General features: G+C 56.3%; 14 protein-coding genes. 1 reads left to right on the top strand and 13 read right to left on the bottom strand.

Features of this window, described 5'->3' with window-relative positions:
* Window positions 1-44 precede the first annotated feature (44 nt).
* The 6 genes from BP737_RS05405 to BP737_RS05380 form a co-directional block, all read right to left on the bottom strand.
* Complete coding sequence (locus BP737_RS05405; protein ID WP_342685985.1) at window positions 45-1,136, bottom strand: tyrosine-type recombinase/integrase; 1,092 nt, start codon at window positions 1,134-1,136, stop codon at window positions 45-47.
* A gap of 730 nt (window positions 1,137-1,866) precedes the next feature.
* Entirely contained in the window at window positions 1,867-2,379 is a 513-nt protein-coding gene (locus tag BP737_RS05400) for a hypothetical protein (protein ID WP_292410311.1), read from the bottom strand.
* 178 nt (window positions 2,380-2,557) lie between these two features.
* The gene (locus tag BP737_RS05395) at window positions 2,558-3,751 is read right to left on the bottom strand and encodes a TolB family protein (RefSeq protein WP_292410307.1); all 1,194 of its coding nucleotides are present in this window, start codon (window positions 3,749-3,751) and stop codon (window positions 2,558-2,560) included.
* Window positions 3,752-3,824: 73 nt separating this feature from the next.
* Entirely contained in the window at window positions 3,825-4,496 is a 672-nt protein-coding gene (locus tag BP737_RS05390; protein ID WP_292410305.1) for a hypothetical protein, read from the bottom strand.
* Between the two features lie 24 nt (window positions 4,497-4,520).
* Window positions 4,521-6,410, bottom strand: coding sequence for a hypothetical protein (locus BP737_RS05385; RefSeq protein WP_292410304.1), 1,890 nt, complete (start codon window positions 6,408-6,410; stop codon window positions 4,521-4,523).
* A gap of 3 nt (window positions 6,411-6,413) precedes the next feature.
* The gene (locus BP737_RS05380; RefSeq protein ID WP_292410302.1) at window positions 6,414-7,493 is read right to left on the bottom strand and encodes a hypothetical protein; all 1,080 of its coding nucleotides are present in this window, start codon (window positions 7,491-7,493) and stop codon (window positions 6,414-6,416) included.
* Window positions 7,494-7,729: 236 nt separating this feature from the next.
* On the opposite strand from BP737_RS05380, the gene BP737_RS05375 reads away from it, so the two are divergent.
* On the top strand, window positions 7,730-8,929 hold the full coding sequence (locus BP737_RS05375) for a hypothetical protein (protein ID WP_292410300.1): 1,200 nt from the start codon (window positions 7,730-7,732) through the stop codon (window positions 8,927-8,929).
* Window positions 8,930-9,032: 103 nt separating this feature from the next.
* Here BP737_RS05375 and BP737_RS05370 read toward each other — a convergent pair whose 3' ends face one another.
* From BP737_RS05370 to amrB, 7 genes are read right to left on the bottom strand one after another with little or no spacing between them, the layout of a single operon-like run.
* Entirely contained in the window at window positions 9,033-10,721 is a 1,689-nt protein-coding gene (locus tag BP737_RS05370) for a glutamate--tRNA ligase (RefSeq protein WP_342685984.1), read from the bottom strand.
* Between the two features lie 4 nt (window positions 10,722-10,725).
* Complete coding sequence (locus BP737_RS05365; RefSeq protein WP_292410299.1) at window positions 10,726-11,691, bottom strand: polyprenyl synthetase family protein; 966 nt, start codon at window positions 11,689-11,691, stop codon at window positions 10,726-10,728.
* Window positions 11,692-11,701: 10 nt separating this feature from the next.
* Window positions 11,702-13,039: an RNase J family beta-CASP ribonuclease gene (locus BP737_RS05360; protein ID WP_292410297.1), complete on the bottom strand. Its 1,338-nt coding sequence runs from the start codon at window positions 13,037-13,039 to the stop codon at window positions 11,702-11,704.
* Between the two features lie 30 nt (window positions 13,040-13,069).
* Window positions 13,070-14,122 carry a type 2 isopentenyl-diphosphate Delta-isomerase gene (gene fni / locus BP737_RS05355; RefSeq protein WP_292410295.1) on the bottom strand — a complete coding sequence of 351 codons (1,053 nt, stop codon included), beginning with the start codon at window positions 14,120-14,122 and terminating at the stop codon, window positions 13,070-13,072.
* Entirely contained in the window at window positions 14,119-14,883 is a 765-nt protein-coding gene (locus BP737_RS05350; protein ID WP_292410293.1) for an isopentenyl phosphate kinase, read from the bottom strand. The genes fni and BP737_RS05350 overlap by 4 nt, the downstream gene beginning before the upstream one ends.
* Window positions 14,876-15,745: a mevalonate kinase gene (gene mvk, locus BP737_RS05345; RefSeq protein WP_292410291.1), complete on the bottom strand. Its 870-nt coding sequence runs from the start codon at window positions 15,743-15,745 to the stop codon at window positions 14,876-14,878. The genes BP737_RS05350 and mvk overlap by 8 nt, the downstream gene beginning before the upstream one ends.
* The gene (gene amrB / locus BP737_RS05340; RefSeq protein ID WP_292410289.1) at window positions 15,746-16,534 is read right to left on the bottom strand and encodes an AmmeMemoRadiSam system protein B; all 789 of its coding nucleotides are present in this window, start codon (window positions 16,532-16,534) and stop codon (window positions 15,746-15,748) included. It abuts the gene before it with no gap.

Here is a 16,534-nt window from a genome sequence, read left to right as displayed (position 1 = left end):
GCGATAATGATAGTTACCTCACGCTGCAGCGCCCGCGACACAGATCACGCCCCGCTCATCAGGATCGTCTCGATCTGTGCGAGTCGCTCCATGATCTCTTCCTGCTGCCTGACCAGCATCCGGAGAACCTCTTCCTGGGGAGGCACCCCGACATCCTCCGGAATATCGGTATAGATTGACAGATACGGCTCGACGATCTTGTACGCTTCCCGCATCTGCTTCCTGTTGTAGCGGCGGTAGTGTACGGAGAGCCCTTCGTCATGGCCGATGAATTCATTTGCCAGATTAATCGAGATATGGAGTTTCATGGTGGACTCGGTCCATTTTCTGATGGAATGATACGTAATTTTGCTGCGGTTCCCGGCGCTGCACCTGGCATGAACTCCTGCCCGCTTTGCCGCCCGAATAAACCGGTTGGCTGCGGTTCCATAAGCGATCGGGAAGACCCGCCGGTCTTCATACGCTTTCTGGAACCGGATGTTGGTCCGCTTTCGCGACAGGGAGTACAGTTCGTCGCGGAACCGGAGATACTGCCTGAGGTGATCCCCCGCTTCCCGGGAAAAGTAGTAGATGTGGGCTTTTCCGGCTTTCATCCTCTCGTGGGGGATGCGAATCTCCCCGGGATCGCCGAGGACAATATCCTCAGGAACCACGCCGAGAAGCTCGGAGATCCGCATTCCCGAACTTGCGAGAATGACGATCAGTGTTCTGGTAAGGAGGTCGGCATGTTCTGCAATCTCCCGTATCGTTTCCCGGCTGAGTTCCGCTTCTTCGGTGACAATAACGGTTCGGGGCTGAAGATTTCTGAGAATTTTTTCATCGTTGGGACTCAGGCGGATATCGTTGTACAACAGCCATGCTCTCGTATAGTGGAGTTTGAGCCGGATGGTGTTTGGAGAGTTGTGTTTCTCCCGGGTAAGAAAAGCGAGGTAGGAGACAAGATCGCCGAACACCTCTCCGGGAGATCGTTTGAGATAATCGGACTGGATCTTGAGAAGGTCGGTATCCGAAGCGTCCGGGGCGGCTGTGATGAAGCGGAGATAGTCGCGGAGACTTTTTCTGACGGCACTCTGCGTGGCTCTGGATCGATGAAGCAGGGAGAAGGCAAGATGAGTCGTGTGGTTCGTCCGGGTCATGTCTATCTTTTGTGTTTTGCTGCGTATGATGCCAGGAGTTCTTCTTCGACCACCCTATCCCTTGCTTCAGGATACCCTCCTCAATACTCTAAGAGACGAATTGTTTCCCTATCTCTTGAATTTCAAAAAAATGTTCTCTGCACCGGAGTCCCGGTTATCTGCAACGTTTACGGCTATCGGCCGTCCTAGGCAGGCAAAAAACCCATTTAATACATTCGCAGTGAAAAGCACCTCGAGTTCGAAAGGATATAGTGGACAATAACTGCTATCACCGCCGCTATCAGGATTGGGGAATATTCTGTTTTTCAATAAATCCTTATGTCCATGATATTCCAGATGTGCAAGGGGAAAGAGATAGGTGCAGAAGGAAAATCCCGCATGGGGCAGGTACTGCTCTGTCCTTCATCCCGGTATTTTTTCCAGCGATAAAGTAGCGGTCATTTTTCCCTGGTTCTTATTCACAGTCAGCACGATGGGATCGTTCATTTCACTGTACATAATGTGATGCACCTCGGTCTATTTATCTCTTGTTAATCTAAATAACATAATATTTGGAAAATATTAACTAAAATACGTTTATTTGTGCCCGGGATCTTCGATTCTCTTCTCACGCCCCTCGCCGGGGGCTAATCGGATGTGGGGTGTCCCAAAACACTGCTACCCGGGAGGCGGACATCCCTTCGAAGAACGTCGTTCTTCTCCCGCGCCTGCTCGAAATTCTTCGTAATTCTCAAGATCCGGTTCTGACGAACCGTTGCATCCTGCGGCCTGTCACTCTCCGAAATTCTTCGAGTTTCTTGAACCCTTTTCTCTTCGGGAAAGTCCCAATGAAAAGCCGTTTCACCCTCCTTGTCTCAGATGGTAGATATTTTGGATGTAAGTGCTCCGAACAGGATGCACCGACGGTTGTCGTATTCAGCCAGATGAGGGTTATTTCCGGGGGTTTCGGGGACGGTTGGGGCTTTCTGATGGTCCACGTCCAGTGAAGCGTTCCCCGGCCGTTTGAGTTCTGGGCAACAACGGTAATGACATGCACGCCATACCTGTGCGCCGAAAATGGTACCGAACAGGAGGTCAGGGTCTGATCATTGGAGTCGTAGATTACACCCCCGTTGTGGTAGAAGATGATGTGGGCGGATTGATCCACCTCGATCTCAAACACTCTGGTCGCATCCGGCGAATCGTCGGAGATTGCCTGTTCGTGCGGAGCGATGCGTGTCACCACCGGCGGCGTCGAGACCATGTTCTAGGTCCAGTAGTTCTCCCCGGAGCCTTTGGCGTTCGCTGCGGTCACCCGGACCATGTGCTCTCCCAACGGAGCGCTCGGGAAGGTATAGGACACTTCCCGGACGTCTGGAATCGTGATATGTATCAGACTGCCGTTGAGGGTTACTATTGATGGCCTGCCGACGGACTCCACGTCACGCCCTCCGGTCGTATTCAAGGATGATCGATACCGTACAGGCCACGATTGCAACGCCGAGGGCGACGAGCGCAATTAAAGCCGGTTCATAGCCTGCCGGCTTCTCCAGGTCCATCAGGTACCCGCCTTCAATATTGAAGAGGATTATCCCTTTTCCATCTTCAGCCCAGGTGAACGGAAGCTCATTGAGATAACCTTCGGTGTACTCTGCAAAGATCTCCTCATGGCCCGTTCCATCCGGGTTGATCAGGTGCAGTCTGCTGTATTCTCCCTTTTTCACGTGTCCGGTTTCGTATTCCTGACCGAGCCCGTCACGGGTCAGGTAAGCAATTTTATCCCCTGTTGGGCTCCATTGGAGAAAGAATGTGTTTCTATCATCGGTCACCTGGCGCTCTTGGCTCCCATCGGCAGTAATGGTGAAGATATTCCCGGCTGAGATATAGGCTATGTTCGTACCCGCAGGGTCCCACTGGCATAATCCATCCAGACCCACAGGGTTCCACAGGTACAATCTATCCAGGATACTCTGCTTTGTTTCAACATTCTCTTTTATTTTGATGATATCCGAATCTGCAGAATCGACGATATAGATCGAAGACCTCTCGTTACCCCCTTCTTTGGCCAATATTGCGATTCTTTTGTTGTCGGGGTTCCAGTCATAGTACGAGAGATCGGCAATACCGGTCATCAGGTCCTTTTTCCAGCTTCCATCGGTATCTGCAACGGAGAGTGAATAATTATTAGATGAGATGCTGTGAAGATAACCGAGTTGCTCCCCGTCCGGGCTGAAACGTGGAATGTTATGATGATCCCACTCCCACCGACTGCCGGTGTAACCGAGTGGTATCTGTACAGCTCCACCGGTTTCGGTGGTATAAATCCATAGATTGGGATCGGAGTACGGTCTATACGCAACCTTCGTCCCGGTACTATCCATCACAGGAAATGAAGGTATAGTGATACCACTGCAGGGAATCGATACCTTCTGGTTGCTATAATAATCGAGTACAATAGGGGTACTTGACAAATACAGGACTTTTGTATCCTTGAGATCGCCGATATTATAGGTCGGGAGTTGTTCGCAAACCTTCGTCATCGAGTACGCAGAATAATCAGGAGTAAACCCATACTGATTTAAAAAGCTAAAAAAAACGGCCAGTAATAGCAGCAGTAACAATAGTTTCTTCATCATATTCTGCACCCCTGCTTCTTTTACTGGGCTCCTGGGTACCTGCAACGGTTACAGTTATCGGCAGTCATACGCATCAAAAAATCCCGTTTAATACATTCTCAATGAAATAGATCTCAGGCTCGAACAGGAGATAGTGGACAACAATTGCAATGACTACTGCAGCTATAATCTGGAGACGATTCGCTTTCACTACCTCCTGGAGTCCGAGATACTCAAGATACCCCAGAGGCAGTAAATACAAATAGTAGAGTATTATGCCTGAATTTCTTAGCAGGGCATACCCGGAGAACAGATCTAATATTAACATTATCAGGATGAAGGGGCATGCTATTGCGCAACTGTAGAAAATGACGCTGAGCGTCCGGGTCAGGGGGGGCTTCACCTGCATAATCCAGAGCAGACCGAGAAGCACCACGGCTTCCGTCGCAAATAAGAGAAAAAATTCAATCGTTGTCGTCAGGCCGCTTAAAACCCCGGAACGAATGATGGGAAACGCCGATAATGATTTAAAACCATACCATAGCACATCCAGGTAAATACCCCTTATGCTGGTGCTCAAAAAACCCGCAATAAAGACAAATATGGCGAAGAACGCAATGCCATGCATTGTTTTGCCGCTGTTGACGATCTCGAACGCCTGCGACGGGTGCCGGTAGAAGAGGTAGATCAGATGCAGGTAATCAGGCGACTCATCTTTTCCCGGTGCAGTGAATCCTTTTGCTGTAGCATCTGTTTCTTCTTTCATAAGTGTTCCCTGACCATAATTTTATCAGAGTACAACAGGGCTCTCCCCTGCTGTTATCTGAATATCTTTACTTATTTCAAGACTCTCAACGTAAGTTTCTACTAATTTCATCATAACGTTAAATCTCACGCAACATTCAGGTTGTACCCACACCACCCACCTGAATTGATTTTCAACGTAAGGCGATTTACCGCCATCTGGGGATTTTCCATTGGATTCCATTGTGGCTTCATACCCAAAAGAATAATTTATCGATTCTATTTCGGATAGGTAATTCTTTGGAGACATTAACTCTGCTAAATTTGTCAAAGCCCCAACGTAAGGCAGAAAACCGACTAATCCTACTAAAACCTCAAGGTCTGCACGTTCTCTATAATAATTTTCAAGATTTCCCCCTTTTAATGGAGATATTCCCACACAATATTTGTCAATTGATGAAAATAATACGAAATGTTCATTGCCAGAGATTTCATTAATTGATAACTCTATCTCGGCGAAACCACTTAGATAGATGTCGAGCTTACGAGCTTCTGCATTTATTACAATAGGAGGCAACTGTGAGTCATTATCTATAACCAGGCCGACATTTGACAATGCAAAGAGGTAGATCCAGCTTCCATCCGGCAATTGTGCTTTCTGGCACCGCATTTCCGAATTGCTGTAGAAATTCAAATATTTCTCGATGGTAAGCGGAACATTGCCCGCTCGAAGCGAACGCAATCCGGAATACTGCTGACATTCACAATAGATTATATCTTGACTGGGGTATTCCGAGACATTCCATCTCCAGAAATTTTCAACGCTGACCCCGTCCTTTTCCGCGACAACCCGAATGGTGTGGTTGCCGAGGGGCACGGTTTTGAATTCATGCAAGATCGTTGATACTTCGGATTCCGGTCGTTCTATCGGCCGGTCGTCGAAGTACATCGTGAGACGAGCAGGGGTGTTCAGGCTGGCTCTAAACAATCTGGAGGAGGTGTCATAATTATTGACGTACTGCGTTGCGGGCTCTTCAAGCGTGATCACGAGTGGCAGGATATTCCACGACCACGTGAACGAGTCACTCCCGTTTGAATTAGACGCAGTTACGACCACGTTATGGATGCCGGTGGAATACCCGGAAAAATCACATTCCCACATGGCATTGGTTACGGCATTAAATCTGGGCTTTTCCTGCCCGTCAACGGAAAATATTATCGTCGTCGGTTGATCGACGGTTACTCCGAAGGTCCTTCTACCCGGGGAACCGGCAATATTAGCAATGGTGTGCTCGGCAGGAGAGGTATCGGTGATGACGGGAGCAGACGTCACCGGCGCCTGCGTAATGATCGAGTAGATGATGCTTTCGGTTGTTCCGTTGGTGTTTTCGACGATGATACGGATAATGTTGACAAAGGGGTCGGGGTTAACAATGGTCGTTGTGCGGTCGAAAATCCACGACATTACCGTTGAATAGGTTTCCTGCGCAAACGCGAGGACGCCGTTCACATACACCCGGATCTTGGATGCGATGTCGGTGTTGATCTCAAAGGTGCGCTGGAAGAAATTCTCCGCCGTATCAATCAGGCAGTCGGACCCGGGCAGAAGGGAAGTAATAACCGGCGGCGTCGAAAGCACGTTCCAGGTCCAGTAGTTCTCCCCGGAGCCTCTGGCGTTCGTTGCGGTCACCCGTACCATGTGCTGCCCGAGCGCTCCGCTCGGGAAGGTGTAGGCCACCTGTTGGACGCTGGGAGCACTTGTATGCACTAAGTTGCCGTTGAGATACACCCGCATCGTCGCCGACTGGGTGCATGATGCCGTGAACGTTCGTGCCGCCCCGACGGGGTCGCCGATGCCGGGGCCTGCCGGTTCGACCAGCCTCACCACCGGGGGATTGCCGCCGCCACCGCTACCGCCACCGCAGTTACTCCCCATGCTTCAGGCCTCCTGGAGCCCTTCATCGGTCAGATACTTCTCCCGGAGCAGGACCTGCGGGGTGATCCAGCCGTCGCAGAAGATGACGTTTCCATCCCGCCACAACGGCTCGTCGACCTCGTGCTTTGTGTTGATCCAGAGCCGGTTGTTGTAGCCGGAGAACGCGCCGCCAGCCGGGCCCAGGGGAGTCCCGGAGGGTCGCGTCCTGATGGTTGAAAAGACCGCTCGAAAATCGTGGTTTGCGGATAACTTCTTCTCCCGTGTCTTGAGATCCAGGTACACCGATGGCTGGTAGCAGACCACGGTGCGGTCTTTGGGCCTGTCCCGGAACTTCAGCGCCTCGTTGTGGCAGGTGCCGATCACCGCCAGGTCATACTTTTCATCCCGGAGGGCCTGCATGAACTCCGCGTAGTAATACTGATACCAGGTGAGATCGGGATAGATATCCCAGTACTCGGCGGGGAACTCCCCGACCGCAATGACTTTTTTACTGCTCTTCGGCAGTTTCATTCGCGGCGTAATGGACTCCACGGCAAGCATCTCTAGATTATGGAACACCTTTGCCGTGTCGACGTACGGGCCGTCAAGGGCTTTTGGGGCCTTCGTGACGAGGGTCCGGACGTTGCGGTCGTGGACAACGTCCCAGAGCGGGGCGAGGTCCGGCGCGGCCGCGACGTCGGGGTTGTTCTCGGCCGGATCGATGCTCTCGGCCTTATTCTTCGGATCAAGGACGTGCTGTTCCCAGGTGTCCCGGAGGTCGTACGAGACGACCTCGTTGATGTTCCCGAAGAGATCGATGTACGCGGCGCCGATAGGGGAGTAGGGGAACGTAACCTCAAGGATGTACCTGTCATAGCCCGTCGGCACCCATCGTTCGAACGCTTCCTTGCTGTGCGTCGCTTCGAGAGGGACGGAATAGTGATACCGCTGCTCCAGAAGATAGGAATAGACATCGAGACGGCCGTTGCCCGTCACCAGGCAGGCAACACGATACCCTTCATTTCGGAGTGTCTCTTCGAGCAATAACGTAGCGGTCCTCTTTCCCTGGCCCTTATTCGAAGTCAGCACGACAAGGTCGCTCATTTCACCACATGTAACCCGATGGACCCCCGGCCTATTTATATCTTGTTAAATAAAAGAACTCAATATGTGTCATTTGTTAATAGATAAACATTTATTAATGCCCATGAAACCCGGTGCTCTTCCCGCACCCTTTGCAGGGGTATAGGGATGCATGAATCGAGAATCGAAGGCGTTCGGGCGGACCGCGACGGGATGATTGTGCCTTTCCCCTCCGGGACGAGCGGGCGGGAGATTGAATGCTGGTAAGAAACCTCTTTGTCCCCTCTTCATGCCCTCAGGGCGGCAGGGTGACCACATACGTTCTATGGCCGGAAAGCCGGAAGGTTATCATCCGGATCACGAAACCGGAGTGTTTCACAGTTGAAGAGATCTTTAATGCGGAACTGGAACAAGGTACCGGGGAAGACGAGCTGGTGTTCTCACGATTCGGGGTGAACGGATACCTGGGCGTGGTATTCAGAGCCCCGGTGCTGGATAAAGCATCGGATACGATGCAGTTGACATATGCCGTCGAGGCCGAAGACGGCCTTGGCGAAGTGCATACAAAACGGGTGAACCTGATCGGCTCGCCGGTACACGGCCCTCGTCTCGCCGGTGATTCCCCCGGGCCGGCCCTGTCCGCCACAGGGGGCGCCCGGGTTCATAACGAACGGGATCTGGTCTCTGCCGCAATAGAGCGTATCTACCGCACCATGGGTGTTATCGATGCCGAATTACGGGAGGAGTTCAGGATCGAAGGTCGGCAGATGACGATCTCCTGCAGCGAGCGGATACAGAGATACGACATGGTCCTGATACCCGAAAAGACGTATCTTCTCCCTAAAACGGTGAAATACACGCATGTCGTCCCGTTACGGGTCGCCATCGCCCGGCTGCCGAAACTGGTTCCGGTGCCCGAAGCGGTTGTAACGGCCGACAGTGCATATAAGATCAAGCTGAACCGCCTTGTCCCCGGCGAAAGGTACCTCTTCTCCCTGGAGTATGCTCTCGACAATCCTGAGTTTCTGGATTTGATTGTGGAACGGTCGCATTGCAATACTCTCTCCACCGGTCCCGACGGCGCCCGGAGTCTCTACGAATTCGGCGTTCTGTTGAAATACCCCGGTCTCCTGAAGCACAACGATGCCTCCCTGGTCTTCCGCGACATCGAGGCAGGGGTGGAGATCGATATCCGCCGGGACATCCCGGCAAGGTCGCACCTGCAGTCGTGCGAACGAACGATTGCACGAGACTTGCAGGAACTCTGTGCCGATCCTCGGTTCCGCTGCTCAATCGAGGTGAGGGGGGATTTTGTGTACGCCGGCTGCCGGCGGTCCGCCGATCCGCTGCCGGAGTTCGTGCACGTTGTGCTGCGAACGGATCTATCTCCGGGCAAACCCGCAGCTGCCGGTACGTTATCGTATAAGCGTCGGCATCTTAGGTCTGAAGATCGTTGAAGGGGATCGCACGGGGCTCTCACGCGAAGATGGGGGCGGTGCGCGGCCGTAGCGTTCCGGACCGGCACCTCTGCCCCTTCTCTCCAGAAAAAGATGAATCGTCTTACCGGTGCGCGAAGTAGGCGCTCACCCGTCCGCCGTCCGCCGAGTCGATCCGGGCAAACCCGATCCGCTCGAACTGGACGACGCGGTCCGCCTCTCCGGCGACCAGCGGTTCGCAGAACCCTTCGAGGCTCCCGTCCTGCCGGAGAAGCGTGCAGGGGAGTTTCGCGTCCGCCGGCAGCCACTGGATGATCGGCGCCTTCTCCTGCCGGGCATCCTCAAGCGAGTCCCCCGCGTAGGAGACGCGCGGCAGATCTCCGTCCCACGCGATCCTGACGTTGTAGAGGTCTTTTAACCGGACCATGCTCTTTCCTTCGATATCCGCCTTTGGGAGGAGCACCCTCCCGGCGGCGACGAGGGTGCGGACCCCCCGGGAGGGATCGTTCGGGTGGAGAGCCGCATGGGCCTCGCGGCACGGGGCCCCCTCCACGACGACCTCGACCGGGTCGGGCACGAAGAAGTACCGGTTCGCCTTCGGGTCGACGAGCTCCTTGTTTTTGGCGTAAAGGTTCTCCCACGAGAACGAGATGTCGGTCTCCCCGATCCCGATATCGATCATGGCGTTCCGAACCGCCTCCGCCTTGATGCCCCGGCGTGAAATCGCCCGGAGCGTCCCGAGGTGGATATCGTCCCAGCCGGTGTAGAGGCCGCTCTTGATCCCCTCGCGCATCCCCGACGTCGAGAGGACGACCCCCGATATCCCCATCCTGCCGTAGTGGCGATAAACCGGCGGCTCCCAGCCGAAGTAATCGAAGATGTAGCGCTGCCGCCGCGTGTTTGCAATGTGGTCCTTCCCGCGGATCACGTGCGTGATCCCGAGCAGGTGGTCGTCCACCGCAACCGAGAAGTTCATCAGCGGAAAGACCGTGGCGTCCACTCTCGGGTGGAGGGGCGCGTTCACGATCCTCATCGCGGAGTAATCCCGCATCGCCGGGTCGGGGTGGGTGAGGTCCGTCTTCACCCGGACGGTCACGTCGCCCTCATAGAACTCGCCGTCGAGCATCTGCTGCCAGAGTTCCAGGTTCTCCTCCACCGTCCGCTCCCGGCAGGGGCACGCCTTCCCCCTGAGTTTGAGTTCCCGGAAGCGTTCCGCCTCGCAGACGCAGACGTAGGCGCCGCCGAGTTCGATGAGCTTCCTGCACCAGTCGTAGTAGATGTCCAGCCGGTCGCTCTGGTAGACGATATCTGTGATCCCGAGCCCCAGCCACTCGACATCCTCAAGCACCATCCCGTATGCCTCCGGATCAACCCTTCTCGGGTCGGTATCCTCGATACGGAGAACATACCGGCCCCCATACCGCCGCACATAGTAATCGTTCAGGACGGAGGCCCGGGCGTGCCCGAGGTGCAGCGGCCCGCTCGGGTTCGGTGCGAACCGCATCACCACACCGTTCCCGGCGCCGGGCAGGGCGGGCAGTTCCCGCGACGACCGCTCATGCGTCTCGGCGAGCTCGTCGAGGAGTTCGGGGGCTATCTCGAGAAGAAGGCTCTTTCGCTCCTGCTGACTCATCGCCGCCACCTTCGCGATCACCTTCGCCGCAAGAGGACCTACCTCCCGGGCCCGGCTCCGGAACTCCGGGTGCTTGCCGAGCACCGTACCGATGACCGTCCCGCTCTTCGGGGTGTCGCCGTACTTCACAGCGTTCTGAAGAGCGTAAATGAGGAGCAGGTGCTCGATATCGGCGTCCATGATATCAGAATCCCCGATTGACAAAGTAATCGGCGATATCTGCAAGGAGATGCTTCTCCTCGGTGTCCGGGAGGATCGCGAGCGCTTCCTTTGCAACGGTCGCCCGCTCGATGGCCTTGGCCCTGACCTCGTCGATGATGCCCGCATCCTTCAACCGTGCGATCAGGCCGTCGGTCTCCGCGTCCGAGAGAGCCCTCCGGTACGGAGCGAGGTCGATCCCTTTCTCGCGCGCCCTGATTGCAATCAGGGTCTGCTTCCCTTCCCGGATGTCCGATGCACGGTCCTTGCCGGTCACCTCGGCGCTGGCGAGAAGATCGATGAGATCGTCCTGGATCTGGAAGGCAACGCCGCTGTTTAACCCGAACTGGTAGAGGGCATCGGCCTGTACCGAGGTTGCACCCGCAAGGATTCCCCCGATGGCGGCAGACGCACCGTAGAGCACGCCCGTCTTCTTGCTGATCATCTCCAGGTATTCGAGATCCGAGACATCGTCTCTCGCTTCAAACGCCATATCCATACTCTGCCCCTCGCAGATCTCGGTGCATGTCCGGGCGAGCATCTTCGTGGCCCGAATTTTTGCTGCATCTTTGGATTCCGAGAGACAGAGATACTCGAATGCCTTCGCATACAGCACGTCGCCCGCAAGGATGGCCGTCGGCTCATCCCAGACCGTGTGCACCGTCGGGACGCCGCGCCGCACGGCGTCGCCGTCCATGATGTCGTCATGGATGAGGGTGAAACTGTGCGTCAACTCAAGCGCGAGGGCCGCCGGGAGCAGATCGTCCGAACTGCCTTTCCTCACCGCATCCGCAGCAAGGAGAACGACCGCCGGGCGAAGACGCTTCCCGCCTGCAAGCAGCAGGTGGGCGCTCGCCTGGAAGAGGTCGCCATGGACATCTCCAAAGTAGCGGTGGATCACCTTGTCGATTATGTCAGCATTCTTCTCCAGGTAGTCTTCAAGCATCGTCATATCTCATCACCTACTTTATCACTATGTTTTGCCCGTTCCGGAGAATATGAAGGTCGTTTCCGAGCGTATACCCGATCTCCTCAGCGAATTTCGCATACTCTCCGGTCATACCGATATCGCCGTGGGACGGGATGACGTGCTGGGGATTTAAGAGGTGCAGGAACTCGTAATGGTCCTCCTTGTAAGCATGACCCGAGACGTGCAGGTCATCGAAGATCCGCACACCTGCCATCTTGGCACGGGCCTCGACGAGATAGCGCTGCCCGTAGTTCATCGGATTCGGGATCACTTTTGCCGAAAAGAGGACCTTGTCGCCCTTCTCCAGTTTGAACGGCGTGTCCCCCATCACAATCCTTGTCAGGATGGCGCCCGGCTCCCCCTGGTGGCCGGTGACGATCGGGAGGAACTTGTCTTTCCCGGTCTTCATGATCCGCCGCAGCGTCCGGTCGACTGTCCGGCGGTTGCCGAACATCGAGAGGCTCTCGGGAAACCCGACCAGTTTCAACTGCTCGGCTGCCGAACTGTAGCGTTCCATCGACCGCCCGAGCAGGATCGGTTTTCTCCCGATCTCGTGGGCGCACTCGGCGATGGTCTTGACGCGGGAGATATGCGATGAGAACGTCGAGACAAATATCGCGCTCTTATCGTCCTCGTAACTCGTGATGGTATCCCGCACGAGGTCCCGTGCGATCTTCTCGCTCGGACAGCGCCCCTTATCGGCAATGTTGACGCTCTCCGTGATGAGGGCGAGAACCCCCTCCTTCCCGATCTGCCGTAGCCTGGCGAAGTCCGGCGGTTCCCCGAGCACCGGGGTCCGGTCCAGTTTAAAGTCGTTCGCATAGACGATTGCGCCCCGCGGCGTATGCAGGACCGGGAAGACGGTATCGATGATCGAGTGCTGGGTCCGCACGAACTCGAGCGTGAGGTGCGGAGAGATGGTGTAACGCTGTCCGGCCTTCAGGACGAAGAGCTTATTGTTCACCCCGAACTTCTGTTCGCCCGCTATCTGCTGCCTGATCAGTTCCGAGGTATACGGCGTGCTGATGATGGGAGCGTTGTAGCGGTGCGCCAGTTTCGGTATCGCACCGATGTGGTCCAGGTGCCCGTGCGAACAGACGATCGCCTTGACGCTCCCTTCCACCGAATTCATGATGGTGTCGTCGGGAATGGCTTTCATCTGGATCAGGTCCAGTGAATGCATGTTCTCGATATCGGCATCCTCGTGGATCATCACCTGGTCGAGGCGCAGACCCATATCAAAGATGACAATCTCCTTTCCGCAGCGGACGGCAGTCATATTTCTGCCGACTTCGTTATACCCGCCCACTGCTATGATTTCAATATCCATGTATGCCTCCAAATTCGGATGTTTTTGTGGTTAGTCGCTTGTTTCAATCATTTGCCGGGTCAGTCCGGTTATATACGTCCGTGCATGGTGGAGGTCCCCTATCGTCCTGGACCCCGTCAGGAACATCGCCACCGTTAACTCGCGATGTATCGCCTCGACGGTCGCAAAGAGTGCTTCCTCGCTCTCCATGGCGGGTTTTAAGAGGGGGAGCGCCATGCCCCCGAGATCCGCCCCGAGCGCGATTGCCTTCGCGATATCGGTTCCTGAGCGCAGTCCGCCCGTTGCAACGATCGGGCCTCCTGCCGTCCGCACCTCACAGAGGCTTACCACAGTCGGTATGCCCCAGGAGAGGAACGCTTCCCCGAGATCGGCAAGTCCGGTGGCGTTCGCCCGCAGGCATTCTATCTTTGCCCAGGACGTGCCTCCGTAGCCGCCGATATCGATGGCACTCGCTCCTGCTCCCCGGATTGCCCGCGCAGTTCCGGCGGATATGCCGGAACCAGTCTCCTTCACGATGACCGGGTGGGAGAATTCTTCGCAGAGATTGCGGAGGGCTTCGAGGCACCCCTCCGCGTTATGATCGCCTTCCGGCTGAATCGCTTCCTGAAGTGGATTGACGTGGATGGCGATCGCCTGTGCATCGATCATCTCGACAGCCCGTTCCGCCCATTCGATGCCATGGTCGCGGAGCTGGATGATCCCGAGATTCGCGCAGAGGAAGGCATGTGGCGCCTCCTCCCGCACAACAACGAAACTCTCCTCCAGTTCGGGTTTTTCCAGTGCCGCTCGCTGAGAACCAACACCCATACCGAGATTGTACCGTTCGGCGGCACGTGCAAGCCGCCGGTTTACCTCGAGGGTGTCCGGATGTCCTCCGGTCATCGCTGCAATGAAGAGAGGAGAGCCGAGCGATGCGCCGAGGAACCGGGTCCCGGTCTCGATCGCATCAAGGTTGCATTCGGGAAGAGCATTGTGGACAAGCCGAACGTCGCCAAATCCGGCGTCGCCCGCCTCGATGGGTTTTTCACAACAGATGACCAGGTGATCTCGTTTCCTCGAAGATGTCGCGGTCTCTCCCGTCATCGTATCCCTCTTCCCGTTATGGTCGTTCCGCCGTGCCCGGTTTCGTCAAGGAATCGGGCGATCTTTGAGACATGAAAGATGTGCGACTCGATGCCGGCATCGGCGAGTGTGAGGAGTTCTGCAATCTTGCCCTGCATACCCCCGGTCACGTCGGTGTTGCTCGATCCGCCGATGGAGAGCGACGCCGCTGTGTCCCGGTCTATGCGCGGGACGACCGAGCCGTTCTGCAGCACGCCGGGCACATCCGTTGCAAGCCCCACGCGCCTGCTCCCGAGCGCTGCGGCAAGGCGGGTCACCAGCTGGTCCCCCGACACAATGCAGGAGCCCTTCAGACGGTCCATCACCACATCGCCGTGCAGCACGGGCACAATGCCGTGTTCTGTCATTTCGGCAATATGGCGGGTCTCCAGCGAGACCAGACGGCCGTCTTCGGTGAGAGCCAGATCGAGCGGGTGGATGCCGATCGCCTCGATGCCTGCATCCCGCAAGGCCTCGACGACCGCGGCGTTCAGGCGCACGACGGCGGCGTGCGTGTAGTAGACGCCGGGAACATTCTTCCCGGTGAGACCTTTGTTGATGCGGTAGCGCCGGGCCTCCGGGTGCCCGCATGACCCCGCACCATGGACGAGAACGAGTGCGGCGGCTCCTCGTGCGGCGAGCTGGCCTGCAATCTCGTGCAGGCGGGCGCGATCGATCGCACCGTCTCCCGACTTATCGGTGATCACGCTTCCTCCCAGTTTCAGTATCACGGTCTCAGTCATGCTTCTCTTTTCTCGCGCCGTCGGTGTCGATCGTGGTGATGATTGCTTTTCCTTCGCAGGCTTCGATGGCCCCGGCAACTCGGCTCTTTGCACGCCGCGGGCAGAGGGCGATTATACACCCGCCGCCCCCGGCCCCGGTTATCTTCGCTCCGTAAGCGCCGCTCGCCCTTGCCGCAAGCACGAGTTTACTGCTTATCGGGTGTCCCACCCCGAGGGCTTCCAGGAGGGCGTTATTCATGTCCATGCATTGCCCCAGTCCTTTCGGCTGGTTGATGTTATGGAGGGCGGTCAGCGTCACGGCCTCAATGGCGTCCAGTATCGGGTTTGCGATCTCCGGGTGCTTCCGATGAAGGGCCCCGACCAGCTCCACCATCTTCGCGGTGCTGTGCGGCACCAGGGTATTCCCCACGACGATCTGCAGGCCCTGCGGGGGGAGTCTCCGCTTGGAATTGCCGGTGATGAGGACCATTCCTCCGTTCGCGGAGACGTAAGTGTCCGTAGGGCTTGCCCGCCCGTTCTGGACCTTCTTCTCGATAGCATACGCGACGTCGGCGATGTATTCACGGGTGTGCCCGAGACCGAACTCGTCGTTGATCGCAGAGAGCGTCGCCACCGTCACCGCTGCCGATGATCCGAGCCCCGATGAACTCTGCAGTTGCGAATGGACGTAGACGCTGCCCCGGACGCCCATCCGCTTGAAACACTCATCTATGTAGGGCGATTTTGGGCGTGTCGGGTTCCGGGATTTTCTCACCGTGACAAAGACGCGGGGTTTTATCGCCATCGCGACCCCCGGCTTTCCATAGACCACTGCATGCTCGCCGAACAGGAAAACCTTGCCCGGCGCGCTCCACGTTGCCAATCACACCACCGCTATCGCCGCATACCCCACTACCTGATTATAGTCTCCCGTCACGTCGCCGCTGGTCGTATACCGTAAGAGTTCCCCCCGCTCCGCACCGAGCGACCGGCAGGCGATGCACATGGTCGAGATCGGGCCGTAGCCGCACACCGTAGCGCCGGTTTCTCGAAGTCTCCGGTAGAACTCCGATGTGTCCAGGTTTTTGAGCGCATCGATTGCATAGAGATCCTGCTGGCGGGCTATCCTCTCCGGGACATAATGGGAGAAATCGCTTGAAGCAACGACCCGCACGTCTCTTCCTGTCCGCTCCGTCGCCCGGAGTATCTGCCCGGCGAGATCAGTCGCCGCTTCGGGACTCTGGTCGCCCATCAGGATGGGCACAACCCTTGCTCTCGGGAACCGGTACTTGATAAACGGCATCTGCACCTCGATGGAGTGCTCGCTCTGATGGGATGCCTCATCTATCTCGATATCCAGCACGTCGACAAACGCCCCGTCAACCTCGACTATTCCGAGAGGCGTCTCCCACGGCACGGCAGAGGCGCAGGTCATGTACCCCCGGTGGCTTGGGCCGATGACAACGAACGTACCGTCAAAATCAGGTGATATGGTGGAGAAAGCACAGGCTCCGGTCTCCCCCGAGTAGATATACCCTGCATGGGGAGCGACGATTCCCCGGGCGTTGGTCTCCGGGGCCCTCTTCTGGAAGAACGTTTCCAGCAGTTGCTCCAGATGCCGGGGCTCGGCAGGATAGAACATTCCCGCTACACTGCATGGGCGCATATCCAT

The organism is Methanoculleus sp. UBA291, from assembly GCF_002499755.1.
Lineage (GTDB): Archaea > Halobacteriota > Methanomicrobia > Methanomicrobiales > Methanoculleaceae > Methanoculleus > Methanoculleus palmolei.
Note: the sequence above shows the minus strand (reverse complement) of the source record. Positions and strands in the feature narration are given on the sequence as shown.

Excerpts from the sequence above, each read along its gene's own strand:
- BP737_RS05405 (WP_342685985.1), bottom strand. The coding sequence starts at position 1,136 with ATGACCCGGACGAACCACACGACTCATCTTGCCTTCTCCCTGCTTCAT.
- BP737_RS05400 (WP_292410311.1), bottom strand. The coding sequence starts at position 2,379 with ATGGTCTCGACGCCGCCGGTGGTGACACGCATCGCTCCGCACGAACAG.
- BP737_RS05395 (WP_292410307.1), bottom strand. The coding sequence starts at position 3,751 with ATGATGAAGAAACTATTGTTACTGCTGCTATTACTGGCCGTTTTTTTT.
- BP737_RS05390 (WP_292410305.1), bottom strand. The coding sequence starts at position 4,496 with ATGAAAGAAGAAACAGATGCTACAGCAAAAGGATTCACTGCACCGGGA.
- BP737_RS05385 (WP_292410304.1), bottom strand. The coding sequence starts at position 6,410 with ATGGGGAGTAACTGCGGTGGCGGTAGCGGTGGCGGCGGCAATCCCCCG.
- BP737_RS05380 (WP_292410302.1), bottom strand. The coding sequence starts at position 7,493 with ATGAGCGACCTTGTCGTGCTGACTTCGAATAAGGGCCAGGGAAAGAGG.
- BP737_RS05375 (WP_292410300.1), top strand. The coding sequence starts at position 7,730 with ATGCTGGTAAGAAACCTCTTTGTCCCCTCTTCATGCCCTCAGGGCGGC.
- BP737_RS05370 (WP_342685984.1), bottom strand. The coding sequence starts at position 10,721 with ATGGACGCCGATATCGAGCACCTGCTCCTCATTTACGCTCTTCAGAAC.
- BP737_RS05365 (WP_292410299.1), bottom strand. The coding sequence starts at position 11,691 with ATGACGATGCTTGAAGACTACCTGGAGAAGAATGCTGACATAATCGAC.
- BP737_RS05360 (WP_292410297.1), bottom strand. The coding sequence starts at position 13,039 with ATGGATATTGAAATCATAGCAGTGGGCGGGTATAACGAAGTCGGCAGA.
- fni (WP_292410295.1), bottom strand. The coding sequence starts at position 14,122 with ATGACGGGAGAGACCGCGACATCTTCGAGGAAACGAGATCACCTGGTC.
- BP737_RS05350 (WP_292410293.1), bottom strand. The coding sequence starts at position 14,883 with ATGACTGAGACCGTGATACTGAAACTGGGAGGAAGCGTGATCACCGAT.
- amrB (WP_292410289.1), bottom strand. The coding sequence starts at position 16,534 with ATGGATATGCGCCCATGCAGTGTAGCGGGAATGTTCTATCCTGCCGAG.